Source organism: Ralstonia flaminis (assembly GCF_958415495.1).
In the GTDB taxonomy this organism is placed as follows: domain Bacteria; phylum Pseudomonadota; class Gammaproteobacteria; order Burkholderiales; family Burkholderiaceae; genus Ralstonia; species Ralstonia flaminis.
This window is the reverse complement of the sequence record NZ_CATZLL010000007.1, coordinates 96,499-121,037: the sequence shown is the minus strand read 5'-3', so window position 1 is coordinate 121,037 and position 24,539 is coordinate 96,499. Positions and strand designations below refer to the sequence as shown.

Sequence of the window (24,539 nt, the reverse complement as noted above, 5' to 3'; positions counted from 1 at the left end):
TCGTCTATTTGGCGGACGTTATCTGCCTTGGCACGGTTTTGTGCATGTGCAGCAGCGCGTGGCCACTGCACTGGTCGCGTTTAGCACCAGTCCGCGGCCTGCGCGCTGACGCGCGCGCGCACAAAATCGATCAGCGTGCGCATGGCGGGTGAGGCGTACCGATTGGGCAGCGTGAGGATGAACAGGTGCGCGCCCAGCCCGCCCACCTCATAGCCGGGCAGCACGCGCTCGAATGGCGTGGCGGCGGCACGCGTCACGTAATTCGGCAGCAAGCCGATGGCCATGCCGCGCGCCACCGCATCGGCCAGAAACGGAAAATCCTCCGACTGCATGCGCGGCTCCACCGTCACACTGTGCTGCGTGGTCTTGCCGCGCACGGTGCGTGAAAGCGCCAGCGTCAGACGCCGCCCCGGCATGGGCGGGCAAACAATGGCTTGTTCGACCAGCGCCTCGGGCGTTGCCACCGGGCCATGCGCCTTCAAATAGGCCTTGGTCGCGAAAAGGCTCCAGCCGATCGGGCAGACCTCGCGCGCGATGGTGTCCTGCGGCGGCGCCGAGGTGATCTTGAATGCCACGTCAATCTCCGACGCAATCAGGTCATTGACGCGGTTGTTGAACGTCACGCGCAGTGTCACGCTTGGGTGCTCGCGCGCAAATTCGAGCAGCATGTCCCCCAGGAAGAAGCGGCCAAGACCCGTCGGCACACTCACCCGCACATGGCCGCGCACGGTCTGCCCCAGGCCATCGATGGAGGCGCGCGCGGTCTCCACCTCCTGCAGCATGCGGCGGCCGTGCTCAAAGAGCGTCTCGCCGGCCTGCGTCAGCTCCAGGCTGCGCGTGGACCGGCGCAGCAGTTGCGCGCCGGTCTCGCGCTCCAGCACCTTCAGGCGGTTGCTCAGGTTAGAGCGCGTCATGCCCAGCTTTTGCGCGGCGGCAGTAAAGCTGCGCGCTTCCACAATCTCGACAAACAGGTGGATGAGGTTGAGGTCCATGATGGAGGCTGGAAGGCTCGGCTGAGAAGCGAGATCGACGGGCAGTGTTGTTCAATGGTATTCACCAGTGTGCGCAATACTAAGCGGATTGTTCAGTGCGATTCAATCCGGCATGCTGCGCAGATAAAGCAGAGGTCCGACCCAATAACGAGACCTCCCCCCCCAAGGAGACACGCATGACCGCCAGCCTCATCTTCGAAGACCGCCCTGTCGATGCCGATACCCTGCTCGCGCGTGGCTCCGCCCTTGCCGGTGGACTGCGCCGCATGGGTGTGCAGGAGGGCGATGTGATCGGCGTGCTGATGCGTAACGCACCGGCCTACATTGACGTGATGCATGCATGCCGCATTGCGGGCTGCCACTTCTGCCCGATCAACTGGCACTTCACGCCGGCCGAGGTGGAATTCCTCGTGCGCGATTCGGGGGCCAAGGTACTGATCGGCCATCGTGACCTGGTGGACGCGGTGGAACCGCTGCTGCCGCCGCACGTGCAACTGCTGCGCGTGGACGCCGAGGGCACCGACCGCGCCGACGGTTATGCCAACTGGCTCGCGTTGCAAACACCGTACGATGGGCCGCTGGTATCGCCGCGCGGGCACATGGCCTATACGTCGGGCACCACGGGGCGGCCGAAGGGCGTGGTACGGCAAGCCGTGCCGCTGGAGCAACTCGACACGCATCTGCAGCAGGCGCGTGCTGTCGTCGCCGCCACCTTCGGCATCGTGCCGGGCTGCCGCGCGCTGCTGCCAGCACCGCTGTATCACAGCGCCCCCAGCCTCTTCGCCCAGCAGGCCGCGCAGATGGCGGAAGTGCTGGTGCTGCATCCGCGCTTTGACCCGCTGCGCGTGCTGGAGCAGATCGAGCGCTACCGCATCGACACCGTCTACCTCGTGCCGATCATGTACGTGCGCATGCTCAAGCTGACGGAAGAAGAGCGCAACCGCTACGACCTCGCCTCACTGCGCTTCGTGGCCTCCACCGGGGCACCGTGCGCTCCCGAGATCAAGCGCCGCATGATCGACTGGCTCGGCCCCGTCATCTATGAGACGTATGCCTCCAGCGAGACCGGCATGATCACCGTGATGGACCCGCGCGATGCCGCCGCCCGCCCAGGCAGTGCCGGCCGCCCGGTGTGCGGGGCCGAGGTACGCATCCTGCGCGAAGACGGCACACCCTGCCCCACCGGCGAGATCGGCCTGATCTACAGCCGCCAACCCGCCTACCCTGACTTCACCTACCGCGGCAACGACGAGGCGCGCGCCAAGATCGACCGCAACGGCCTGGTCACGCTCGGCGACATGGGCTACCTCGATGCAGACGGCTACCTGTACGTGTGCGATCGCGCATCGGACATGGTCATCTCGGGTGGCGTGAATATCTATCCGGCTGAGATCGAGCACGCGCTGCTGCGCCATCCTGATGTGGTGGACTGCGCCGTCTTTGGCGTGCCGTGCGATGAATATGGCGAGCGCCTTGTCGCCGTGGTGCAGACCGAGCGTGAAGGGCTGCAGGCCGAGCCCGTGATCGACTGGCTGCGCGGCCAGATTGCCGGCTTCAAGATCCCGCGCCAGATCGAGTTCACGGCCGCCCTGCCACGCGACGACAACGGCAAGATCGCCAAGCGCCGCCTGCGCGATGCGTGGTGGGGTGACCGGCAGCGGCGCGTATAACGCCGCTGCGGGCGTCGTCACTCAGACCACGGCAGCGGTTTTTGCCGCGCCCGACTTGGCAAACAGCGTGCGCTCCGTGAACTTGATGTTCTGCGGATCGTAGTACGGGTCGGCCCATGCGCCGGTCGTCTTCAGCACCAGCGGGTTGGCGGCCGTAGCCTTCGACTCGCTTGCACGGAAGCGGTAGTGATCGAACAGGCGGATGGCTTCAATCGCATACGCCGTGACGATGGCCGGATCGTAGATAGCGATCAGGCTGTCGCCGTTCTGCTCCTCGCCGCCCTTCGACAGGTTGGAGGAGCCGCAGAACACCACCGGCTCGTCACCGTTGAAATCGCACACGACAAACTTGTGGTGGATGTGCTGGCCAGTGCCGGCATCCACTTCCTGCTTGAACGGTGCGGGCGCCTCGTCCTTCAGGTAGGCGAACGACACGGTTTGCGTGGGCACATCGCGACCCGGTGCGAAGGCGTCCACACCACCCTGCTTGTCGATCACGCCCAGCGAGAGCAGCCCCGCCTTCTGCGGCACGACGTGTTCCAGCGTGGTCAGCATCTCGCCGCCGCCATCGGTGGCCATCACCGCAAACAGTACGGACGACAGTGCGCCCTTCACACGGTCAGCCGCTTCGGAGAGCAGCGCATCGGTCTGGTGCGGCGAGAACCCAAACCGCGCGCGCGGCGTGCTGCCCTGTGGCACAGCTTGCCAGTTGCCTGCCAGCGCATCGGCGCGGAAGGCGGTGGCCACCTTGCGGCTACCGGCGGCGTCTTCACCGTACTGGCCGATCAAACCCCACATGCGGTCGAACACCTGCGCGTAGAGCTGTGCGGGTTCTTGCTCAAACACCAGCACGCTATTGGCCTGCACGTACAGCCCGCGCAGCGAGAAATTGGCCGAGCCTGCCAGCACGCGCACCGGCTTGCCCGTGGCATCGCGCAGCAGGATCGCCTTGTGATGCTGGAAACGTGCAAGGTGCGTGCGGCGAACGTCCGCACCGGCTTGCTTGAAATAGTCGGTGGCCTGCGTCTCAAACGCGTCGTCAGTGCCATGCCCTGTTGGGTGCGCACCGGTGCCGACGTAGTTGTCCTGGATCACGCGGACCTTGCGGCCGTTCTGCGCAAGCCACGCAAAGGCACGGATGATGTCCGGCTCGTCCAGGTCATAGGCCAGCACGTCGATGCCGTAGCCGTCGGATGCCTGGCACTGGTTGAGCAGATCGATGATAAGGCGGCGGCCGGTGGCCCCAAGATAGGCGTACTTGTTCTGGTACGGCTGCGTGTCATACAGCAGCGGCGATTTGGCCTGCGCACGGTTGTCCGGCGCCAGCGCCGTGTTGCCGCCGTAGTGGTCGATAAACGCCTGCGACGACACATAGCCGCGCACCATGCCCACCGTGGCCCAGTCGCTCATCGGCTGCTGCAGCGTGATGGTCACGTTGCGCGTGGCGCGCGTCTCAAGCTGCACAGGGTGAGTGGACGCAAAGTAGCGCGCGTGCACGGTGTAGGTGTACTGCCCGGCCGCGTGCGGCGGAAAGTGAACCCAGTGGAACGACTGGAATGGCGCGTCGATGGAGTCGGCGTATTTGCCGGCCTGCAGGGGGGCATCCGCGTGGATGGGCGCGCCGAACGTGAGCCGGTTCGGTACCCAATACGGCGCGCCACCCTGCGGCGTGCACTGGATGGCAAAACCGGCCAGATCAGCGCGGTCTGCATCGGCCACGTCAAAGGCAAACAGCACCGCGCTGTCGCCCTGATACACCTTCACCTGGAATGAATCGACGGATGTCGGCATTGGGGGTCTCCTGGGGTGGCAAAGCATCCAGTTTTTATAGCACCGCGATCGTGACAATCCTCTGACGCAAACGGCGTATTTTGCAGGCGCCATGCGGGTTTACGGGCGATGAGTTCCACGCCGATTCAATCCGATCTGCACGCACGCCTGCAACTAGATGCGGTTTATGCCCCCCTGCGTATGTCGCCCATACGTCGCGTTTAATAGCCTCCCCTTACCGTTATGTAAATATGTATACAACGACAACAAAAAGGGAGGTTTCGATGCACCGTTTTTCGCCGTTCCGATTCAAGCTGGCCCACACGCTGCAACTTGCGCTGGTGCCGTTGCTGCTGGCCGCGTGCGGCGGCTCCGACGCCGAGCCACCCCAGGCCATCACGCCCGCCGCACCGCAAGCCACCCTGACGGTGACCGGCGACGCGGCCACCGGCGGCACGCTCACCACGGCCCAGTTGAAGGCCCTGCCCGCCACCACCAGCACCGACAGCTTTAGCAGCGGCAGCGGCCCACAAACCCACTCGTACACGGGCACCAGCGTGTGGGGTGCGCTCAACCAGATCGGCATCAAGACCGACCCGAACGTCAAGAATGACCTGCTGAACAAGATCGTCGTTGCCACGGGCACCGACGGCTACCGTGCCGTCTTCGCGCTGGGCGAACTGAGCCCGGACTTCGGCAACCGCGCGAGCCGCGTGGTTTATGCGGAAACCATCAACGGCGTATCTGGCGCGTTGCCCACTGCCGATGGCCCGTTGCGTATCACCTCACCCGGCGACACCAAGGGCGGGCGCTACATCTCGAACCTCATGCGGTTGGATATCCGCAGTTCGGGCTCCACGGTGGCCGGTACGGGCGGTGGCGCATCCACGCAGTTCAAGGTGAGCGGCGCAGTGCAGCGCCCCGGCGCGTTCGACCTGACGGCCCTGCAGAACCTGCCAGTGGTCACGCGCACGGTATCGGGCGTCACCTACACGGGCGTGAGCCTGTGGGACCTGCTCAACACCACGGTGGGCGTCGTCAACAACCCGGCGGTGAAGAACGACTCGCTCGCCAAGTACGTGGTCGCCACCGGCAGCGACGGCTACAAGGCAGTGGTCTCGTTTGGTGAGATGGACCCGAACTTCGGCAACCAGCCCGACTTCATCGCCTATGCGGCCAACGGCGTGCCGCTCACCACCAACGGCTTTGCGCGGCTGGTGCTACCGAATGACGGCAAACAGGGGCGGTTTGTGTCGAGCCTGATCAGCCTGGAGGTGATTGCGGCGCCGGTGGGGCAGTAAGGCGTGCGTGGCGCGGAACAATGAAGCCGGGGGACGCGCCGCGCCACCGCCCTAGCAACCTTTCGCGCAAAAAAAACGCAGCGGAAGCCGCTGCGTACGATGAGAACGTGAGGGGAGACCTCTCCTCGCCTGCGTAAGTTACCCGTAAGTTATGACAAAAAAATGTCATGCAACTGCCTTAATCGCCGCTTTCGGGGCAAAACTGCCTACCAAAAGCGGAATTCTTGGCTGATGTGTATGTGTAGATCACATGCCTAAGCGATATGAGCTGCTTGCGAGTGAGCATCGAGCCCCGCCAGTGGATGCACACCCGCCCGCCACGGCGACGACAGAAAGTGCTGCACCCGCTCCGGCCGCACCGCGGCGAGCGTGGACGGTGCCCAGCCCGGGCGATGGTCCTTGTCGACCAGATACGCGCGCACGCCCTCGCAGAAATCGCCGTCTTCAATCCCGCGCGCCACGATGCCCAGTTCCATCTGGAAGCATTCGGCCAGCGACAGGTGCCGCCCGCGCAGCAGCGCCTCGCGCGTGACGTACAGCATGGTCGGCGAATGCGTGGTCATGGCGTCGAGCGTGGCCTGCAGCCACTGGCGCGGCTCGCGGGCCGATTCGCGCTCGAGGCTCTCGCGCAACGTGGCGAGGACGCGATCGACCGTTGAACGCCGATCGAAGTAGCGCAGCACCCACGGCATGGCCATGGCGAGCGCGGCATGCGGGACGATGTTGCATGGCGGCTCGAACACGCGGCGCAGGGCCTGCATCAGGTCACCGTCGTGCGGCATGCGCTGCAGGCGGTCTTCAAACGTGGCCAGCCATTCCGCCGGCACGCACAGATCCGCAAGATGGCAATGCAATGCGTCGGCGCCGGAAAGCGTCACGCCGGTCAGCCCGACATACAGCTCCAACTCGGGCGACATCACGCTCAGGAAGCGCGTCGCCCCCACGTCCGGCAGAAAGCCGATGCGTGTCTCGGGCATGGCCATTTTCGTGCGCTCGGTCACCACACGCAGGCGCGCAGCCTGCCCCAGGCCCATGCCGCCGCCCATGGTGATGCCGTCCATCAACGCGACGATCGGCTTCGGGAACTGGTGCAGCGCGTAGTCGAGCCGGTATTCGTCGATGAAGAATTGCAGCCAGCCGTCGTCGCCGTCCCGGCGGCCCTGCTTGGCAAGCTGGTAGAGCGAACGCACGTCGCCGCCCGCACAGAAGCCCTTCTGCCCGGCGCCGCGCAGTACCAGCGCAACGATGCCGTCGTCATGACGGCATTGCTCCAGCAGCACCGCCAGCTGCCGCACCATGCCGTGCGACAGCGCGTTCAGTGCAGAAGGCCGGTTCAGCGTGATGATCGCCACGCGGTTGATCACGCGCATCAGCACTTCGGGTTCGGCCGCGGCGGTATCTGGCTGCGCCTGCATCTGGACGGCACTCATTGCAGCGTCTCCGATTCGTGTGTGGTGTGCCAGCGTGGCGCGCGTTTCTCCAGGAAAGCGTTCACGCCTTCGCGTTGATCGGGGTGATCGAACAGGTCGACAAAGCGTTCACGCTCCACGGCCAGCGCCGCGCTGCGCGGCACGCCGTTACGCGCCTGGTGGACCAGCTGCTTGCTGAAGGTGACGGCCTGCGGGCTGAGCGTCGTCACCCGCAGCGCCATGGCGATGGCGGCCTCGCGTGCGGCACCGGTCTCCACCACCTCTTCCACCAGGCCGATGCGCAAGGCGGTCTGTGCATCGACGCGCTCGCCGGTCAGGATCATGCGTTTGGCCCAGCCTTCACCCACGAGCCACGGCAGCGTCTGCGTGCCGCAACCGCAGCACAGCAGGCCGACAGCGGTTTCAGGCACAGCGAGCTTGGCGTGAGCCTCGACGATGCGGATGTCGCAGGCCAGCGCACACTCCAGCCCGCCGCCCATCGCAAAGCCGTTGATGGCAGCAATCACCACGGGGCGCGCATTCTGCAACGCTTCAAAGGCCGCACCGAAACGTGCAGCGGCCTCGCGTGCGACATCGCGGTCGCCATCGGCAAAGGTGTTGAGGTCCGCCCCGGCGCTGAAGAACTTCGGGCCATCGCCGGTGATGACGATGGCGCGCACGCGGGCATCGGCGTTCAGGCGTTCCACGGTGGATTGCAATTGCAGCAAGCCTTCCGGCGTGAAGGCATTGGCGGGCGGGCGCTTGAGCGTCAGCAGCGCGACAGTGTTGTCGTGGAGAAAATCGAGTTCGATCATCACACGCCTCCGCCCTGGCGATAGAGCTTGATGACAGCAGAGAAATCCAGCCTGCCGTCGCCCTTGCTGCTCACGGTCTGGTAGAGCTGCTGCGCCAGCGCACCAAGATAGACTGGCTGGCGCACAGACTTGGCCGCATCGCCCGCCAGGCCCAGGTCCTTGAGCATCAGGTCCGTGCCGAAGCCACCGGTGTAACCACGCGACGATGGCGCGGTCTCGATCACGCCGGGGAACGGGTTATACGTGTCCGAACTCCAGCAGCGGCCGGTGGATGTGTTGATGATGCCGCCCAGCACCTTCGGGTCGATGCCCAGCGCCTCACCCAGCGACATGGCCTCAGCCACACCGGCCATGGTGATACCAAGCACGAGGTTGTTGCAGATCTTCGCGCCCTGGCCTGCACCGGTATCACCGCAGTGCACGAGATTCTTGCCCATGGCGGAAAGCACCGCGCGCACCTGCTCGAACGCCGCTGCGCTGCCGCCCACCATGAAGGTGAGTGTGCCTGCAGCCGCGCCGCCTGTTCCACCCGAGACCGGCGCGTCGATGAAGGTGTTGCCATGCTCGGCCGCCAGCGCGGCAAACGCCTTGGCGCTGGCCGGGTCGATGGTGCTCGAATCCATGATGGGCACGCCTTTGCTGATACCCGCCAGGACACCGTCTTCCGCAGTCAGTACATGACGCACATGCGCTGCGGCGGGCAGCATGGTGATGACAGTCTCGGCACCCGTCACCGCCTCTTTCGGCGATGCTGCGGCCACGGCTCCTGCTTCCACCAGCGACCCGACTGCCTGCGCGTTCAAATCGAACACGTTGAGTGCATGGCCTGCCTTCAACAGGTTGCGCGCCATCGGGGCGCCCATGTTGCCCAGGCCGATGAATGCGATCTTCATGACAACGCTCCTTGGCCGCTCAGCGCAGGCTGATGGTGGTGTTCACGCCGCCAGCATCGACTGCGTCGTCAAACCAACGTGCGGTGACGGTCTTCGTCTGCGTGTAGAACTGCACGACCTGCTTGCCGTACGGGCCCAGATCCCCCAGCTTGGAGCCGCGCGAGCCCGTAAAGCTGAAATACGGCACCGGCACCGGAATCGGGATGTTGATGCCCACCTGCCCGACGTCGATCTCGCTCTGGAACTTGCGTGCCGATGCACCGCTCTGCGTGAACAGGCCCACACCGTTGCCGAACGGGTTGGCATTGACCAGCGCAATGGCGTCGTCCAGCGTCGGTGCCGTCAGCACAACCATCACCGGCCCAAAGATCTCGTTGGTGTAGATATCCATATCGGTCGTCACATCGGTGAAGATGGTTGGGCCGACGAAGTTGCCGTCTTCATATCCGGCGACCTGCACACCGCGACCGTCGAGTGCCAGCGTGGCGCCCTGCTGAATACCCGACTCGATCAGGCCGAGAATGCGTTGCTTGGCTGCGCGCGAGACCACGGGGCCGACGTCCGTGCCCGGTTCCACACCCGCATTCACCTTGAGCGTTTTTGCCTTGGCGATCAGGTCCGGCACCCATTGCTGGGCTGCGCCCACCAGCACCACGACAGACGTTGCCATGCAGCGCTGCCCCGCCGCGCCAAAGGCCGCACCGGCCAGCGCGTTGAGCGTCTGCTCACGATTGGCATCTGGCAGCACCACGGCGTGGTTCTTCGCGCCCATCATCGATTGCACGCGCTTGCCGTGCTCGCTGCCCAGGCGGTACACATGTGTGCCCACGGCGGTGGAGCCGACAAACGAAATCGCTTTCACGTGTTCATGCGTGCAGAGCGCATCCACCACGTCCTTGCCGCCGTGCACGACGTTGAGCACGCCCGCCGGTACACCGGCCTCCAGCGCCAGCTCCACCAGCAGCATGGTCGACAGCGGGTCTTGCTCCGACGGCTTCAGAACGAACGTGTTGCCGCACACAATGGCCATCGGGAACATCCACAGCGGGATCATCGCCGGGAAGTTGAACGGCGTAATGCCCGCACACACGCCAATCGGCTGGCGCAGCGTGTAGGTGTCCACCGCGCCGGCTACGTTCTCCAGAAACTCACCCTGCTGCAGTGAGCCGATCGAGCACGCGTGCTCCACCACCTCCAGCCCTCGGAAGATGTCGCCTTCGGCATCGGGCAGCGTCTTACCCTGCTCCGCCGTGAGCGTACGTGCAATGCGTGCTGAGTGCTCGCGAATCAGCGCCTGGAACTTGAGCATGATGCGCATGCGCGCGCCCACGGGCGTGTTCTTCCACGTGGCAAACGCGGCATGCGCAGATTGGATGGCCGCATCCACCTCGGCTGCCGTGGCAAACGGCACGCGCGCCAGCACTTCCTGCGTGGCGGGGTTCACGATGTCGCGCCATTCTTTCGACTTGGATTCGACAAACGCACCGCCGATCAACAGCTTGACGGTGGGCGGGGTGTCCTGATTGGCAGCAGGCTTGGCGGAAGCGAGAGAGGCAACGGCGCTCATTGTGGTTCTCCTAGGCAATTCGATGGCGGGGGTTCAATGGGGATCAGCTTGGTCAAGCGAAGTCTTCTTCCCAGAACTCCCCAGGCATGCGGGCAGGTTCTGGGTTGCGCTCCAGTTCGAGCCGGCGCAGCTCAACCCGGCGGATCTTTCCGGAGATCGTCTTGGGCAGCTCGCTGAACTGCAGGCGACGGATGCGCTTGTACGGCGCGAGTTTTTCGCGCGAGAAGAGGAACACGGCGCGCGCCAACTCCGGGCCAGCCTCGTAGCCCTGGCGCACCGTCACAAAAGCTTTGGGCACGGACAGGCGCAGCGGGTCGGAACTCGGTACCACGGCGGCTTCGGCAATGGCCTCGTGCTCGATCAGCACGCTCTCCAGCTCGAAGGGGCTCAAGCGGTAGTCCGACGACTTGAACACGTCGTCGGTGCGGCCCACGTAGACGAAGTAGCCGTCGTCGCGGCGCATGGCCACGTCAGACGTGTGGTAGTAGCCGTTGCGCATCGCCTCGGCGGTGGCCTTTGCGTTGTTGGCGTAGCCCTGCATCAGACCAAGCGGGCGGTGCGCGAGCGGCAGCACGATCTCGCCTTCGCTGGCGGGTTGATCATCGTGGTCGACCAGTTCAACGCGGTAGCCCGGCAACGGGCGCCCGACCGAGCCCGGCACCACCGGCTGGCCCGGCGTGTTGCCGATCTGGCAGGTGGTCTCGGTCTGGCCAAAGCCATCGCGGATGGTCACGCTCCAGGCACTGCGCACGCGCTCGATGATCTCGGGGTTCAACGGTTCACCTGCACCGACGATCTCGCGCAGCTTGACCGGGTACGACGCCAGCGGCTCCTGCACCAGCATGCGCCACACGGTAGGCGGCGCGCACAGCGTAGTCACGCCACAGCGCACCAGCACATTCAGCGTGTCTTTCGGCACGAAGCGCGCGTAGTTGTAGACGAACACGCTGGCTTGCGCATTCCACGGCGCAAAGAAGCAACTCCAGGCATGCTTGGCCCAGCCGGGGGAGCTGATGTTCCAGTGGATGTCGCCCGGTTGCAGGCCGATCCAGTACATGGTCGACAGGTGGCCGACCGGGTAGCTCTGGTGCGTGTGCTCCACCAGCTTGGGCTTGGATGTGGTGCCCGAGGTGAAGTACAGCAGCAGTGGATCCGTGGCCTGGGTCGGGCCATCGGGGATGAACTCTGCAGGTGCGCTGTACGCGCCGGCCAGATCGATCCAGCCCTCACGCTGCGCACCCACGGCAATGCGCTTGACGCCCGCATCCACGGTATCGAACTTGTGCAGCTCCGCCGCATCCACAACCACGCAGTTCGCGCCACCCAGTTCCACACGGTCGCGCACGTCATCCGGCGAAAGCTGCGTCGTAGCAGGCAGCACCACGGCACCCAGCTTCATGGCCGCGAGCATCACATCCCACAGTTCCACGCGGTTGGGCAACATCAGCAGCAAGCGGTCGCCACGCACGATGCCCAGCCCGCGCAGGAAGTTCGCCATGCGCGACGAGCGCTCGGACATCTGCGCGAACGAGAGCTTCAGCCCTTCGCCTTGCAGGTCATCGACAATCCACAGCGCCGGGTTGTCGTTGCCGCGCGCCATGACATCGAAGTAATCGAGCGCCCAGTTGAACGTGTCCAGCTTCGGCCATGCAAACTCGCGGTACGCGCGGTCGTAGTCGGTGCGATGGCGCAGCAGAAAATCGCGCGCCTCGACAAAACCCTTTGCTGCAGATGCCACTTCGTTCATCGTCGTCTCCTGGTCGGCGCGTCTGCGCTCTTTCGTCGCTGTTTCGTACTCGGTCGATGCCGTGCAGGGCGCGCTACACGTGCCGCGCAATCACCATCCGCTGGACTTCGCTGGTGCCTTCGTAGATCTGGGTGATGCGTGCGTCGCGGTAGTGGCGCTCGACAGCATAGTCGGCCAGGTAACCGTAGCCGCCGTGGATCTGGATGGCGTTGGAGCAGATCTCCTCGGCCAGTTCGGATGCGTAGAGCTTGGCCTGCGAGGCTTCGGACAGGCACGGCTTGTCTGCACTGCGCAGGCGCGCCGCGTGGTGCACGAGCAGGCGCGCCGCATTCAGGCGCGTGGCCATGTCGGCCAGCATGTTGGCGATGGTCTGGTGCTCGCGCAGTGCCTTGCCGAACTGAATGCGCTCGTTGGCATAGTTGCGTGCGGCATCGAACGCGGCGCGCGCAATGCCCACTGCCTGTGCGGCAATGCCGATGCGCCCGCCTTCGAGGTTGGACAACGCAATCTTCAAGCCCTCGCCACGCTCACCCAGCAGGTTCTCTTCGGGCACGGCGCAGTCTTCCAGTGTGATGGGGCAGGTGTCCGACGCGCGAATACCGAGCTTGTGCTCCGGTCGCCCGACATGAAAGCCCGGCGTGTCCGTCGGCACGATAAAGGCTGAGATGCCGCGCTTGCCGGCCTCAGGGTCCGTCACGGCAAACACGATGGCGATGTCCGCCCGCGCACCGTTAGTGACGAACTGCTTGTTGCCGTTGAGCACCCACTTGCCGTCGCGGAGCACCGCACGCGTGCGCAGATTGTTGGCCTCGGAACCGGCGTGCGGCTCGGTCAGACAGAACGCGCCAATCGCGCGGCCCGTGGCCAGGTCCGGCAGGTGGCGCGCCTTCTGCGCCTCGGTGCCGAACTTCAGGATCGGGCCGCAGCCGACCGAGTTGTGCACGCTCATCATCGTCGCGCAGGCGGCGCAGCCGGCGGCCACTTCTTCCAGCGCAAGCGCATAGGCCACGTAGTCGGTGTACGAACCGCCCAGCTCGGCCGGCACGATCATGCCCAGCAGGCCCAGCTCGCCCATCTCGCGCACCACGTCATCTGGCAGTGCACCATCGCGGTCCCACTGCGCCGCGTTGGGCGCCAGGCGCTCGGTGGCAAAGTCGCGCGCAGCGTCGTGGATCATCCGCTGCTCTTCCGTATAGAAATCGTCCATCGCTTGCTCTCTGCTTGCCGACCGCGTGACGCTGCGTGCATGGGCGCCTTACACTGTGCAGCCCGCGGCGCGTGTACTCGATGGGGAAAAAGTGTAGGCATGCGGCGCGCCGGCTTCGATGCCCGTCACGCTCAACTTGCGTGAGCGGATTTGCCATACCGCGCTGCCGTAACGTTCGCTGCAACGATGAAGAACAACGAAAAAGGAACAGTCTCTGTCAGCCTCGTCAATGAGGCCGTGACCCGCGCACGCGCACACGGTGTCGACGTGCAGCCCGTCATGGCGGCGGCCGGCATCACGCCGCAGATGCTGGGCTCACCGCGCAGCCGCGTGTCGTCCGCGCAGTACGGCGCCCTGTGGGCTGGCATTGCGCAGGCCATGGACGACGAGTTCTTCGGGCAGGATGCGCACCCCATGCGCTGGGGCAGCTTCGTGGCGATGACGCAGGCGGCGCTTACCGCGCGCACCGGCCGGCAGGCGCTGCAGCGCGCGACCGGCTTCCTGCGGCTGGTGCTGGATGATCTGCACGTGCAGATCGAAGAGGATGCGCAGCACGTGCGCCTGGCCTTCGTGCACCGCAAGGGCACACGTGTGCCGCCCATGTTCACCTACGCCACGTGGTTCATCATGGTCTACGGCCTGGTCTGCTGGCTGGTGGGGCGGCGCATTCCGCTCATCGCCGCACGCTTCCGTTGTGCGGCGCCGCAAGATGCGCAGGAGTACCGCCTGATGTTCTGTGACGACATGGCATTCAAGCACAGCGCATCGTATGTCGATCTCTCGCCCGCCTTTCTTGACCTGCCGGTTATCCAAACCGCCGCGTCCATCAAGACCTTCTTGCGCGATGCGCCGGGCAGCTTCATCGTCAAGTACCGCAACCCCGATTCATTCGCGGCGCGCGTGCGCAAGACGCTGCGCAACCTGCCGGTGGCTAGCTGGCCTGCATCAGACGCGATGGCGCTCAAGCTGAACGTGGCCGAGGCCACCATGCGCCGGCGCCTCAAGCTGGAGGGCCACACGTATCAGTCCATCAAGGATGACCTGCGGCGCGACATTGCCATCGGCCAGTTGCAGGACACGCGCCGCACGATTGCCGACATTGCAGTCGCCGTCGGCTTTGCAGAGCCAAGCGCGTTTCACCGCGCCTTCCGCAAGTGGACGGGCATGCGACCGACCGACTACCGCTTGACCAGCGCAGGCTGAGGCTCAGCAGCGGCGGCGTCCGCACCTACGCTGCTCACTTCCCGCAGCGTTTCCAGAAAAGCCTTGAGCACTGGCGATGTGTCGTCCACGCGGTAATGCACGTACAGCGGCACGGCTGGAAGCGCGGGGTCCAGTGGTTTGAAAACCACCCCGGGCGGCGCCAGGTTGGCGGTGGACCCAGGCAGTAGCGCCACACCAAAGCCCGCACTCACCAGCGCCAGAAGCGTCTGCACCTCGGTCACCTGCTGGCGCACCAACGGTGCAAAACCGGCCTGGATGCACAGATGCATCAGGTGGTCGGCAAAGCGTGAGCGCTTGGACTCGAACGCCACGAACGGCTCGCCGGCAAAGTCGCCGAGTGCCAGGCTGGTTTGCCCGGCCAGCCGGTGTGTGGCGGGCAGCGCCATCACAATGGGCTCGTGCTGCAGCAACTCACTGCGCACGGCGGGGTCTTCGTGGCCGAGGCGGAAGATGCAGGCGTCAATGCGGCGCTCTTTGAGCGCTGTGACCTGCGCTGCGGGCGTCATTTCCTTGAGGCGCCAATCCACGCCGGGGTAACGCTCACGAAACTGGCGCAGCGCTTCGGGCAGCAGCCCCACCATCACCGAGCTGATCATGCCGATTTCCAACTCGCCGACCTGGCCGCGGCCCGCTTGCCGCGTAAGATCCAGCGCGCGGTTGAGCTGCTCGAACACCAGCGGCGCCTGTTCCTTGAGCGTGCGCCCGGCCGCCGTCAGCTCCACGCGATGGTGGCTGCGCACGAACAGCGGCGTGCCGATCTCATCTTCCAGCAGACGGATCTGCTGGCTCAGCGGCGGCTGCGACATGAACAGGCGCGCCGCCGCCCGCCCGAAGTGCAGTTCGTCGGCCAGCACCGAGAAGTAGCGCAGCAGGCGGATGTCCATGATGCGCCCTACGCCTGCAGGTCGAGCTTGAACGGCGTTTCGCGCTGGCGCTTTCCAGTCAGCCGGAAGATGGCGTTGGCAATGGCGGGCGCGACCGGCGGGTTGGCCAATTCGCCCACGCCGCCCGGTTTGTCGCGGTTGCCGTCCACCACAACGATCTCGATGGCGGGCATGTCCGACATGCGCATCACCGGGTAGTCGTGGAAGTTGCTCTGCTGAACCGCCCCGCCCTGGATGTCGATGCGGTCGAACAGCGCATGGCCGAGGCCCCACATCAGGCCGCCGTAAAGCTGCTCCTCCACACCGGTGCGCGAGACAGCCAAGCCGACGTCGGCCACGCAGGTGAGCTTCTCCACCACCACGCGGCCATCCTTACGCGCCACCTGGGCCACCACGGCGATGTAGCTGTCATAGGCCTGGTGCGTGGCGACGCCCAGCGCATGCCCGTGCGCGGTTTTTCCCCACCCGGCGCGCTGTACGGCGGTGCGCAGCACCTCCACATGACGCGGCCGGTCAGCCATGTGCGCAACACGAAATTCCACCGGATCGCGCTTGGCTGCCGCGGCCAGTTCGTCCATGAAGCTCTCGGTGGCGAACACATTGGGGATGAAGCTGACCGCCCGGTACCAGCCCGTCGGGATGCCCGTTTCGTGGCGCACCCAGCCGATGTCCATGTGGTTGGCGCGGTACGGAAAATCCCACTTCGAGATGGCCTCGGTTGTGCTGTAGTCCATGCGGTCTGCACGGTCGAAGTAGCCGGGCTCCCATTGCTCGGGCGAGGCCGGTGACACCGCGCGGATGCGCAGCGCATCGAGCCGGCCCTGTGTATCGAGCGCGCCTTCGAGCTGGTGATACGTGGCGGGGTGGCCGTACAGCGCGCGCATCTCGTCTTCACGGCTGTTCATCAGCTTGACGGGCACGCCAGCCTTCTTGGCAAGGTAGCTCACCTCGAACAACCAGTACTTGCTCTCGCGCGCGCCAAAGCTGCCGCCCGACACCATCTCGTGCAGGACCACCTTGCCGCGCGGCAGGCCGCAGATCGTCTCGGCCGCCTCCATCGCTGTGGACGGCACTTGGATACCGCCCCAGTACTGAATGACGCCATCCTTGAGCCACGCGGTAATGTTGACCGGCTCCAGCGGGTTCTGCTGCTTGTAGGGCATGCGGTAGGCTGCGTTGATGCGCTTTACCCCGTGCGCGATCGCCGCATCCGTATTGCCCGACTGGACGGTGTGCACCACACGGGCCTTGCCACTGGCGAGCCACGCTGCCTGGTGCTCGGCGACATGACCACTGTCGAAATCGGCGAAGGCGCTGTCGTCCCACTCGACCTTGAGCGCGGCACGGCCCTTGTTGGCGGCCCAGTAGTCGTCGGCCAACACCGCCACGCCTTCCTGGTTGCCGCCCAGCACGTCAGACCGCAGCGGAATGGTGATGACCTGGCGCACGCCGCGCACCTTCAAAGCCTCGGCGCTGTCGATATGCCGCACGCGCGCCCCAGGCATCGGAGCACGCTGCACCACTGCCACCAGCATGCCGGGCAATGCCACGTCGATGCCGTACTGGAAGCGGCCGCTGGCCTTGGCCGCAGCATCGCGCTTGTGGCGCAGCTTGCCGATGTATTTGAAGTCCGCCGGGTTCTTGAGCACGACGTTGGCAGGCGCGGCCAAGCGGCCTGCCGCATCGGCCAGTTCACCGTAGGTGGCCTTGCGGCCGTCGGCGCAGAGGACGGTGCCATCCGCCGTTCTGCAATTGGCAACCGGCACACCCCAACGTTGCGCTGCCGCACTCACCAGCATCGCGCGCGCCGTGGCGCCCGCCTGCCGCAGGCGTGCGTATTCGAGCGACACGCTGGTGCTGCCGCCCGTGGAATACACCTTCCAGATCGGGTGGATGTAGTCCTGAAAGAACGGATCTTCCGGCGTGATGACGGCAATGCGCATGGGGTCCACATCCAGCTCTTCGGCCACGCAGGCGGCCAGCGCCGTTTGTGTGCCGGTGCCGGAATCATGCTTGTGAACGACGATCTTGACCGTGTTGTCCGGCAGCACGCGTACCCAGGCATTCGGTTCGAACTCGCCCGCTGCGGCGTCCTTGCTGGCAGCCAGCGCATCGGGCAGACGGAACCCGACTGCCAGCCCTGCCGTCAACAATGCGCTCTGCTGCAGAAAGCGGCGGCGCGATGGCGCATCGAGCATCGGCGCGTGTGGCACTTGCGGCGTCGCGTTCATGCCTTGCCTCGCTCGTCGGCAGCGCGCTTGATCGCCTGGCGGATGCGCCCATAGGTACCGCAGCGGCAGATGTTGCCGGCCATGGCGTTGGTGATGGCCTCGTCGTTGACGGGGCCACCGGCTGCCAGCAGCGCTGCCGCCGACATGATCTGCCCCGACTGGCAGTAGCCGCATTGCGGCACGTCCTCAGCCACCCAGGCGCGTTGCAGCGGGTGTGTACCGTCCTTGGACAGCCCTTCGATGGTGGTGATCTTGTGCCCGGCCGCTACCGATGCGGGCGTGATGCACGCGCGAATCGGCGCACCATCCAGGTGGACCGTACAGGCCCCGCAGAAGCCGCCACCGCAGCCGAATTTGGTGCCGGTCAGCTTAAGCCGGTCGCGCAATACCCACAGCAGAGGCATGTCGGCGTCGGCATCGTCCAGCGCATGGGGGGTGCCATTGACCAGAATGTCGGTCATCATTGTTTCCTCCAGAAACCGGGCCGTCTTGTGCGGCCGCTACTGGCCGCAATATGAAGCCGCGCCCCAGCCCCCCGCCAGCGACGATTTCTGCCAACCTGTGTAAGTCAAACTAACAGCCCGCTGACAGCCGCCATGTACAAGCGTTATCCGTCGATCCAGTCAATGCATGCCTTCCTGCAGGCCGCCCGCACCGGCAGCTTTACCAAGGCCGCGCAGCAACTGGACCTGACGCACAGCGCCATCAGCCAGCAGATCCGCTCACTGGAGGAGTTCATCGGCCAGCCGCTCTTTGTGCGCGAGGCCGGCGGCATCGTGCTGACCGACGCCGGCCAACTCTTCGCCAGCATGCTCACCGACGGCTTCGGCCAGGTGGACCGGGCGCTGTCTTCGGTGCGCAACCGGCGCGTGCCGCAAACGTTAATCGTCGATGTCGACAGCGAACTGGCGCAGGGCTGGCTTAACGCGCGGCTACCGCAGTTGCTGATGGCACTGCCCGGTTATCAGGTGATGTTCCTGTCGACCACACGCGGCGAGCGGCCATCGTTCGAGCGTGTGGATGTCTCGCTGCGCTACGGCTACGGGGAATGGGACGACTGCGAGATGGCCCTGATCTGTGGCGACCACGTCACCGCCGTGGCGGCACCTGCCCTGCTGGAACAGCACGGTGTGCAGGCGCCACTCGCACCATCGGCGGTGATGACGCTGCCGCTGCTGGGTTACACGCGGCGCTCGTGGATTCCCTGGCTCGATGCGGCCGCACAGGAGCCGCAGGAACCCGCGGTGGTGGCCGCTTTCGATAACGCGGCCAACATGGTGGCTGCGGCCGAATCCGGCATCGGCGTCGCGCTGGTACGCGGCCTGCTGGCGGCCGATGCGTTGCAGCATGGGCGCCTCGTGCAACTGACCGAGGTGGCCATCCCGGCGCACTACAACCTGTATGCCGTCTGGCAACGCGGCCAGGGCGAGCGTGCCCGCGCCGTGGTAAATGCAGTGCAGCAACTCGCACGCGACACGCTGGGCGGCTGAGCCGTCGCTTATCCCCGCCTCACCTTCCCGCCCGCTTGCCGATATCGGCAGCGTATCAAGACCGCCGCCAAATAGTATTGGCCGGCCCCCGGCCCCGACTCCGATACTGCGCCCCAAGCAGCACGCATCCGGCATCAACGCGAATCAACGCGATCCGGCGAGGGGAAGGCACACGCCTAGCAAAGAGCGCCGCGCTGCAGGACGTGCCTGCCCTCACCGGGAAGCCATCACGCGCTTCCTCCCAGTCATCAGGAGATCCAACGATGATCATCGACATCAGCTGCTACCCCACCGACCTGGTGGACCTCGCGTGGTGGCACGACGGCGACCCCTTTACCGGCGAGCGTCTGCTCGAAATGATGGACGGCCCCTACATGATCAACGGCAAGCCGCGCCGTATTGACAAGGCCTTCATCCAGCCGCCGCAGGGCAACACCATCTATACGTGGACGGACGGCGAGCTCACGGGCCGCGAGTCCATCGACGCCTACATGGCGTACACCCTCAAGATGGTGCAGACGTATCCCGACCGCTTCATCGGTTGCTTCGTCTACAACCCGCGCTGCGGTGTGCAGAACGGCGTGGAGGCCATCGAGCGCTACGTCAAGGAACACGGCTTCAAGATGGTCCAGATGCAGGCCAACATGCACGCCTACCGGCCCGACCGCGCGCTGGACTGGGTGATGCCGGCCTTCGAGAAGTGCGCCGAACTGGGTGTGCCCGTCAAGCTGCATACCGGCGACGGCCCCTACAGCATCCCATCGGAATGGATTCCGATGATCAAGCAGTTCCCGAACGTCGATTTCATCATGGCGCACTTTGGTGTGCAGACCGGCGGCGTGTACGTGTTCGAGCCGATGCAGTGGGCCATGGAACTGCCCAACGTGTACTGCGAATCGGGCTGGTGCCTGCAGTCGCGCATCGTTGAATTTGCCAAGGTGCTGCCCAAGCACAAGATCCTGTTCGGCACCGACACGCCGCCCAACGAGCCCGGCATGTGGCTACGCTTGCTGGAGGTGCTGTGCATGGACCCGCCGCAGGGCCTGAACCTCGATGAAGACACGCTCGAGGATTACCTGGGCAACAACATCGCCCGCATGATCGGCCTGGAGCCGACCCGTCCGCCCAAGACCGTGGCCGAAGCCGAAGCGCAGCTTGCGCTGGCTGCCGCCTGAGCCACCGCAGAACGCACGGAGCGCACCCATGATTATCGATACCCATCTGCACCCGACCAACCTCGTCGACGAGGCCTGGCGCCACACCGGCACGCCGTTCAACGGCGAGCGCATGATCCAGCTGATGGATGGCCCCTACATGATCAACGGCAAGCCGCGCCGCATTGACATGGGCTTCATCCAACCGCCGCCGGGCAACACCGGTTACCGCGACGGCAACCGCCGCGGCCGCGAAGGCATTCGTGACTACATGTCGTACATCGCCGAACTGACGCAGAAGTACCCGGACCGCTTCATCGGCAACTTCACCTACAACCCGCGCTGGGGCCCGGAGAACGGTGCGGCGGAGCTGGAATTCCACATCAAGGAATACGGCTTCAAGATGGTCAAGCTGCACGCCAACATGCACGGCTACCGCCCCGACCGCGCACTGGACTGGCTGCGTCCGGCCATGAAGGTCTGCGCCAAGTACAACATCGTGGTGCTGATCCACACCGGTGATGGCCCGTACACCATCCCGACGATGTTCTACCCGATCATCCGCGAGTTCCCGATGGTGAACTTCATCATCGGCCACTTCGGTATCCAGACGGGCGGCAACTACTCGTTCGAAGCCTTCTGGATGGCGATGGACACGCCCAACGTGTACTGCGAATCGGGCTGGTGCTTCCAGTCGCGCATCGTTGAGTTTGCCAAGCAGCTGCCGCGCGACAAGATCGTCTTCGGCACCGATTCGCCGCCCAACGAGCCAGGCATGTGGCTGCGCGAGCTGGAAGTGCTGTGCTCGGCGCCGCCGCAAGGGTTGGGCATCGATGAGGACCACCTCGAAGACTATCTGGGCAACAACATTGCGCGACTGGTCGGCATCGAGCCCACCAAGCCGCCCAAGGACCTGGCCGAGGCGGAACTGCGCCTGAAGTCGACCTACGTCCAGACAGCAGAAGCGGCCTGAGCGCCGATCCCGCGGGCGCCGCGCCTCTGTGGTACCGGCGCCCGCCTCTAGCGAGGTGTGCCATGAGCATGACCCGGCTTGCCGAAGGCCAGGATTTCCACGTCTTCGCCAATCTCTATCGCGAGCTGTATCCGGATGACGTCCTGACCCTGCACAACGGCATCTCCGCCGACCAGGACGTCACGGCCGTCATCGACCAACTTGCTGCGCGCAACCGCAACCCCATGCTGGTGTGCGAGCACGTCAGCGGCCTGCAGGTGCCGCTGGTCACCAATGTCTTTGCCTCACGTACACGGCTGGCACGGCTGTTCGACGTGCCGCCGCAGCAACTGCACGATGCCTTCCAGGCGCGGGCCAATGCGCCCATCGCACCGCGTGTCGTTTCGCAGGGGCCTATCACCGACGAGGTGATCGAAGGCGATGCGGTGGACGTTGCGCTGCTGCCAATGATCAAGCACTTCGAGAGCGACCGCGCGCCCTACATCACCAACGCCATCATCGTGGCTGAGGACCCGGTAACCGGCGTGTCGAACATGAGCTATCACCGCTCGATGCGCCACGCACGCAACGCGCTGGCCACCAGCCTGCACTCGCGCGGGCACCTGTGGCGCATGCTGCAGACCGCGCGCGAGCGCGGCGATGTACTGCGTGTGGCAATGGTGGTGGGCGCGCATCCGCTGTTCATGCTGGCCGCCGCCGCGCGCCTGCCCTTCGGTGCCGATGAACGCGCCGTGGCCGGTGGCCTGCTGGGCGCGCCGCTGGATATCGTGCGCACGCCCCGCTACGGCATCGGCGTGCCGGCGGCGGCGGAGTTCGTGCTGGAAGGCACCATCGACCCGGCCGCGTATGCGGAAGAAGGCCCGTTTGGTGAATTCACCGGCTATTCGTCAGACCGCTCCACCAACAACGTGCTGCGCATCGATTCGCTGATGCGCCGGCGCGATGCATGGCTGGTCGACGTGGTGGGCGGTCAGTACGCCGAGCACCTCACGCTGGCCCGCCTGCCGCGCGAAGCCGAGATGAGCGAAAAGCTCAAGGCGCGCTTCCCTTCAGTGACGGCGCTGCACTACCCGAACTCGGGCACGCACTTCCACTGCTATGTCGCGCTCAATCCGACACGCGACGGCGAGGCCCGCCAGATCATGCTCGCCCTGCTCGGCTGGGACCCGTACCTCAAGACCGTGATTGCGGTGGATTCGGACATTGATCTGCAGCAGGACGAACAGGTGCTGTGGGCCATGGCCACGCATTTCCAGCCGCATCAGGATCTGTTCATGATCGATGGCCTGCCGGGCAGCCCGCTCGATCCGTCGTCGTCCGTGCATGGCACGACCTCGCGCATGGGCATCGACGCCACGCGCGGCGCCAGCTTCGAGGGCATCCGTGCACGCATCGATCCGGCGGTCATTGCGCGGGCAAGCGAGATCCTCGCCAAAGCCGGAGTGCAATCATGAATGCACGCCATCTTCAGCATCTCCGCCCCGCGCCCCCGCGCATGGTGGTCGGCATCAGCGGCGCGTCAGGCTTCATCTACGGCGTGCGCCTGCTGGAGCTGCTGCAGGCGCTGGAGGTGGAAACGCACCTCGTCGTCACGCGGTCTGCCCTGCTGACGATGACGCACGAAACGCCGTACAAGCTGGCCGACGTGATCGACCGCGCCACGCATTACCACCGTGCAGACGACATGGCCGCCGGCATTGCCAGCGGATCGTTTCGCGCGCTCGGCATGATCGTGGCGCCGTGCTCGATGAAATCGCTGGCGGAAATCGCCACCGGTGTTTCGTCGACACTGCTGACACGCGCGGCGGATGTCACGCTCAAAGAGCGCCGCCCGCTGGTACTGATGGCGCGCGAGACGCCATTCACCCTGGCACACCTGCGCAACATGCAGGCCGTGACGGAGATGGGCGCCATCGTCGCCCCGCCCGTGCCGGCCTTCTATGCAAGACCCAATACGTTGGACGACATGATCGACCACACCCTCGGCCGCGTACTCGACCTCTTCGGGCTCGATGCCGGCACCGCCCTGCGCTGGGGCGAACACGCTTTACCAACCTTAGTCCGTACCCCACCCACGATTGACAAGGAGATCGCATGACCACCCAAGCCCACCTGCCTGGCCCGAACACCAAGATTCCGGTCACCATCCTGACCGGCTTCCTGGGCGCCGGCAAAACCACGCTGCTCAACTACATCCTGCGTGAAAACCACGGCCGCAAGATTGCCGTGATCGAGAACGAATTCGGCGAGGTCGGCATTGACGGCGGCCTGGTGATGGCCTCGGAGAACGAAGAGATCTACGAGATGGTCAACGGCTGCGTGTGCTGCACAGCCGAAGTACGCGAAGACCTCGTGCGCATCGTGCGCCAACTCGTTGCACGGCCCGAGCGCCTGGACCACATCCTGGTGGAAACCAGCGGCCTGGCCGATCCGTACCCGGTGGCACAGTCGTTCTTCATTGACGACCCGATCGCCGAGCACGTGGAGCTGGACGCCATCGTGACCATGGTTGACGCCAAGCACATCGCCGCGCATCTGGATGATCTGCAACTGGACGGTGTCGACAACCAGGCCGTTGACCAGATCGTCTGTGCAGACCGCATCGTCATCAACAAGGTGGACCTGGTCGATGCCGATGCCGTTACCGCGCTGCGCGAACGCATCCGCGGGCTGAACGCCACGGCCGACATCGTCACCTCCAGTTATGCCGAGATCGACCTGAACAAGATCATTGGCGTGGGCGCGTTCGAAGCCACGCAGAAGCTGCTGGAGATCGGTGCCGAGCATGGCGAGCACCACGATCATGACCATCATGATCACGACCATGAACATGTTCATGCCGAAGCGCATGACCACGAGCCCGATCACCAGCACGACCCGAGCGTCAGCTCGGTGGGCTTTGACGTGCCGGCTGACGTTGACCTCGCCCGCTTCCATACCTGGATCGAAACCCTGCGCAACGAACAAGCGGAAACGCTGTATCGCATGAAGGGCATCCTGGCCGTGCAAGGTCAGGCGCAGCGCTACGTGCTGCAGGGTGTGCACAGCCTCATCGATTTTCGCGCAACGCAGCCCTGGGGCAGCGAAGCGCGCAGCAGCAAGATCGTCTTCATCGGCCGCGACCTTGATCGTGCGGCCCTGCAGGACGGTTTCAACGCGTGTCTGGCGGCGTGAGCATGCCATGACATGACATCCCCCTGACCTGCGGGCGG

20 protein-coding genes are annotated in these 24,539 nt (G+C 65.1%); 9 read left to right on the top strand and 11 right to left on the bottom strand.

The window, feature by feature from the left end; genetic code table 11:
- Positions 1-80 precede the first annotated feature (80 nt).
- Positions 81-992 (bottom strand): LysR family transcriptional regulator, encoded by a 912-nt coding sequence (locus tag R2N11_RS12910; protein WP_316681329.1) that lies wholly within the window; start codon positions 990-992, stop codon positions 81-83.
- Positions 993-1,168: 176 nt separating this feature from the next.
- On the opposite strand from R2N11_RS12910, the gene R2N11_RS12905 reads away from it, so the two are divergent.
- A complete protein-coding gene (locus R2N11_RS12905) occupies positions 1,169-2,662 on the top strand; it encodes an acyl-CoA synthetase (protein WP_316681328.1) in 1,494 nt (497 codons plus the stop codon).
- A gap of 21 nt (positions 2,663-2,683) precedes the next feature.
- Here the strand turns inward: R2N11_RS12905 and R2N11_RS12900 are convergent, their stop codons facing one another.
- A complete protein-coding gene (locus R2N11_RS12900; protein ID WP_316681327.1) occupies positions 2,684-4,453 on the bottom strand; it encodes a phospholipase D-like domain-containing protein in 1,770 nt (589 codons plus the stop codon).
- Between the two features lie 263 nt (positions 4,454-4,716).
- On the opposite strand from R2N11_RS12900, the gene R2N11_RS12895 reads away from it, so the two are divergent.
- Complete coding sequence (locus R2N11_RS12895) at positions 4,717-5,733, top strand: molybdopterin-binding oxidoreductase (RefSeq protein WP_316681326.1); 1,017 nt, start codon at positions 4,717-4,719, stop codon at positions 5,731-5,733.
- A 254-nt stretch (positions 5,734-5,987) separates the two neighbouring features.
- On the opposite strand, the gene R2N11_RS12890 is transcribed toward R2N11_RS12895, so the two are convergent.
- From R2N11_RS12890 to R2N11_RS12865, 6 genes are all read right to left on the bottom strand, one after another.
- Complete coding sequence (locus R2N11_RS12890; RefSeq protein WP_316681325.1) at positions 5,988-7,163, bottom strand: enoyl-CoA hydratase/isomerase family protein; 1,176 nt, start codon at positions 7,161-7,163, stop codon at positions 5,988-5,990.
- Positions 7,160-7,957 carry an enoyl-CoA hydratase gene (locus tag R2N11_RS12885; RefSeq protein WP_316681324.1) on the bottom strand — a complete coding sequence of 266 codons (798 nt, stop codon included), beginning with the start codon at positions 7,955-7,957 and terminating at the stop codon, positions 7,160-7,162. The genes R2N11_RS12890 and R2N11_RS12885 overlap by 4 nt, the downstream gene beginning before the upstream one ends.
- A complete protein-coding gene (mmsB, locus tag R2N11_RS12880) occupies positions 7,957-8,850 on the bottom strand; it encodes a 3-hydroxyisobutyrate dehydrogenase (RefSeq protein ID WP_316681323.1) in 894 nt (297 codons plus the stop codon). The genes R2N11_RS12885 and mmsB overlap by 1 nt, the downstream gene beginning before the upstream one ends.
- Positions 8,851-8,869: 19 nt before the next feature.
- Positions 8,870-10,417, bottom strand: a complete 1,548-nt coding sequence (locus R2N11_RS12875) for a CoA-acylating methylmalonate-semialdehyde dehydrogenase (RefSeq protein WP_316681322.1) — start codon at positions 10,415-10,417, stop codon at positions 8,870-8,872.
- 52 nt (positions 10,418-10,469) lie between these two features.
- Entirely contained in the window at positions 10,470-12,164 is a 1,695-nt protein-coding gene (locus tag R2N11_RS12870) for an AMP-binding protein (RefSeq protein ID WP_316681321.1), read from the bottom strand.
- Positions 12,165-12,237: 73 nt separating this feature from the next.
- Positions 12,238-13,371 (bottom strand): acyl-CoA dehydrogenase, encoded by a 1,134-nt coding sequence (locus R2N11_RS12865; RefSeq protein ID WP_316681320.1) that lies wholly within the window; start codon positions 13,369-13,371, stop codon positions 12,238-12,240.
- 186 nt (positions 13,372-13,557) lie between these two features.
- Here R2N11_RS12865 and R2N11_RS12860 point away from each other — a divergent pair, with 186 nt between their 5' ends.
- Positions 13,558-14,574, top strand: a complete 1,017-nt coding sequence (locus R2N11_RS12860; protein ID WP_199032061.1) for an AraC family transcriptional regulator — start codon at positions 13,558-13,560, stop codon at positions 14,572-14,574.
- Here the strand turns inward: R2N11_RS12860 and R2N11_RS12855 are convergent.
- From R2N11_RS12855 to R2N11_RS12845, 3 genes are read right to left on the bottom strand one after another with little or no spacing between them, the layout of a single operon-like run.
- Entirely contained in the window at positions 14,550-15,479 is a 930-nt protein-coding gene (locus tag R2N11_RS12855) for a LysR family transcriptional regulator (RefSeq protein WP_199032062.1), read from the bottom strand. The two genes, R2N11_RS12860 and R2N11_RS12855, sit on opposite strands and share 25 nt — an antisense overlap.
- Before the next feature lie 8 nt (positions 15,480-15,487).
- Positions 15,488-17,710, bottom strand: coding sequence for a xanthine dehydrogenase family protein molybdopterin-binding subunit (locus R2N11_RS12850; protein ID WP_316681319.1), 2,223 nt, complete (start codon positions 17,708-17,710; stop codon positions 15,488-15,490).
- A complete protein-coding gene (locus tag R2N11_RS12845; protein ID WP_199032069.1) occupies positions 17,707-18,171 on the bottom strand; it encodes a (2Fe-2S)-binding protein in 465 nt (154 codons plus the stop codon). The genes R2N11_RS12850 and R2N11_RS12845 overlap by 4 nt, the downstream gene beginning before the upstream one ends.
- 135 nt (positions 18,172-18,306) lie before the next feature.
- Between R2N11_RS12845 and R2N11_RS12840 the strand changes: the two genes are divergently transcribed.
- From R2N11_RS12840 to R2N11_RS12815, 6 genes are all read left to right on the top strand, one after another.
- The gene (locus R2N11_RS12840; protein ID WP_316681318.1) at positions 18,307-19,200 is read left to right on the top strand and encodes a LysR family transcriptional regulator; all 894 of its coding nucleotides are present in this window, start codon (positions 18,307-18,309) and stop codon (positions 19,198-19,200) included.
- A 263-nt stretch (positions 19,201-19,463) separates the two neighbouring features.
- Positions 19,464-20,375, top strand: a complete 912-nt coding sequence (locus R2N11_RS12835; protein WP_021192950.1) for an amidohydrolase family protein — start codon at positions 19,464-19,466, stop codon at positions 20,373-20,375.
- A gap of 28 nt (positions 20,376-20,403) precedes the next feature.
- Positions 20,404-21,327: an amidohydrolase family protein gene (locus R2N11_RS12830; RefSeq protein ID WP_021192951.1), complete on the top strand. Its 924-nt coding sequence runs from the start codon at positions 20,404-20,406 to the stop codon at positions 21,325-21,327.
- 62 nt (positions 21,328-21,389) lie between these two features.
- A complete protein-coding gene (locus tag R2N11_RS12825; protein ID WP_316681317.1) occupies positions 21,390-22,781 on the top strand; it encodes a UbiD family decarboxylase in 1,392 nt (463 codons plus the stop codon).
- Complete coding sequence (locus R2N11_RS12820; RefSeq protein WP_199032066.1) at positions 22,778-23,425, top strand: UbiX family flavin prenyltransferase; 648 nt, start codon at positions 22,778-22,780, stop codon at positions 23,423-23,425. Before R2N11_RS12825 ends, R2N11_RS12820 begins: the two co-directional genes overlap by 4 nt.
- Positions 23,422-24,501 carry a CobW family GTP-binding protein gene (locus R2N11_RS12815; protein ID WP_316681316.1) on the top strand — a complete coding sequence of 360 codons (1,080 nt, stop codon included), beginning with the start codon at positions 23,422-23,424 and terminating at the stop codon, positions 24,499-24,501. Before R2N11_RS12820 ends, R2N11_RS12815 begins: the two co-directional genes overlap by 4 nt.
- Positions 24,502-24,539: the final 38 nt, after the last annotated feature.

What these genes read in the sequence shown, in the direction of transcription:
- R2N11_RS12825 (WP_316681317.1), top strand. Translation starts at nt 21,390, where the DNA reads ATGAGCATGACCCGGCTTGCCGAAGGCCAGGATTTCCACGTCTTCGCC.
- R2N11_RS12860 (WP_199032061.1), top strand. Translation starts at nt 13,558, where the DNA reads ATGAAGAACAACGAAAAAGGAACAGTCTCTGTCAGCCTCGTCAATGAG.
- R2N11_RS12865 (WP_316681320.1), bottom strand. Translation starts at nt 13,371, where the DNA reads ATGGACGATTTCTATACGGAAGAGCAGCGGATGATCCACGACGCTGCG.
- R2N11_RS12905 (WP_316681328.1), top strand. Translation starts at nt 1,169, where the DNA reads ATGACCGCCAGCCTCATCTTCGAAGACCGCCCTGTCGATGCCGATACC.
- R2N11_RS12840 (WP_316681318.1), top strand. Translation starts at nt 18,307, where the DNA reads ATGTACAAGCGTTATCCGTCGATCCAGTCAATGCATGCCTTCCTGCAG.
- R2N11_RS12895 (WP_316681326.1), top strand. Translation starts at nt 4,717, where the DNA reads ATGCACCGTTTTTCGCCGTTCCGATTCAAGCTGGCCCACACGCTGCAA.
- R2N11_RS12855 (WP_199032062.1), bottom strand. Translation starts at nt 15,479, where the DNA reads ATGGACATCCGCCTGCTGCGCTACTTCTCGGTGCTGGCCGACGAACTG.
- R2N11_RS12900 (WP_316681327.1), bottom strand. Translation starts at nt 4,453, where the DNA reads ATGCCGACATCCGTCGATTCATTCCAGGTGAAGGTGTATCAGGGCGAC.
- R2N11_RS12845 (WP_199032069.1), bottom strand. Translation starts at nt 18,171, where the DNA reads ATGACCGACATTCTGGTCAATGGCACCCCCCATGCGCTGGACGATGCC.
- R2N11_RS12870 (WP_316681321.1), bottom strand. Translation starts at nt 12,164, where the DNA reads ATGAACGAAGTGGCATCTGCAGCAAAGGGTTTTGTCGAGGCGCGCGAT.
- R2N11_RS12875 (WP_316681322.1), bottom strand. Translation starts at nt 10,417, where the DNA reads ATGAGCGCCGTTGCCTCTCTCGCTTCCGCCAAGCCTGCTGCCAATCAG.
- R2N11_RS12830 (WP_021192951.1), top strand. Translation starts at nt 20,404, where the DNA reads ATGATTATCGATACCCATCTGCACCCGACCAACCTCGTCGACGAGGCC.
- R2N11_RS12890 (WP_316681325.1), bottom strand. Translation starts at nt 7,163, where the DNA reads ATGAGTGCCGTCCAGATGCAGGCGCAGCCAGATACCGCCGCGGCCGAA.
- mmsB (WP_316681323.1), bottom strand. Translation starts at nt 8,850, where the DNA reads ATGAAGATCGCATTCATCGGCCTGGGCAACATGGGCGCCCCGATGGCG.
- R2N11_RS12835 (WP_021192950.1), top strand. Translation starts at nt 19,464, where the DNA reads ATGATCATCGACATCAGCTGCTACCCCACCGACCTGGTGGACCTCGCG.
- R2N11_RS12815 (WP_316681316.1), top strand. Translation starts at nt 23,422, where the DNA reads ATGACCACCCAAGCCCACCTGCCTGGCCCGAACACCAAGATTCCGGTC.
- R2N11_RS12820 (WP_199032066.1), top strand. Translation starts at nt 22,778, where the DNA reads ATGAATGCACGCCATCTTCAGCATCTCCGCCCCGCGCCCCCGCGCATG.
- R2N11_RS12910 (WP_316681329.1), bottom strand. Translation starts at nt 992, where the DNA reads ATGGACCTCAACCTCATCCACCTGTTTGTCGAGATTGTGGAAGCGCGC.
- R2N11_RS12850 (WP_316681319.1), bottom strand. Translation starts at nt 17,710, where the DNA reads ATGAACGCGACGCCGCAAGTGCCACACGCGCCGATGCTCGATGCGCCA.
- R2N11_RS12885 (WP_316681324.1), bottom strand. Translation starts at nt 7,957, where the DNA reads ATGATCGAACTCGATTTTCTCCACGACAACACTGTCGCGCTGCTGACG.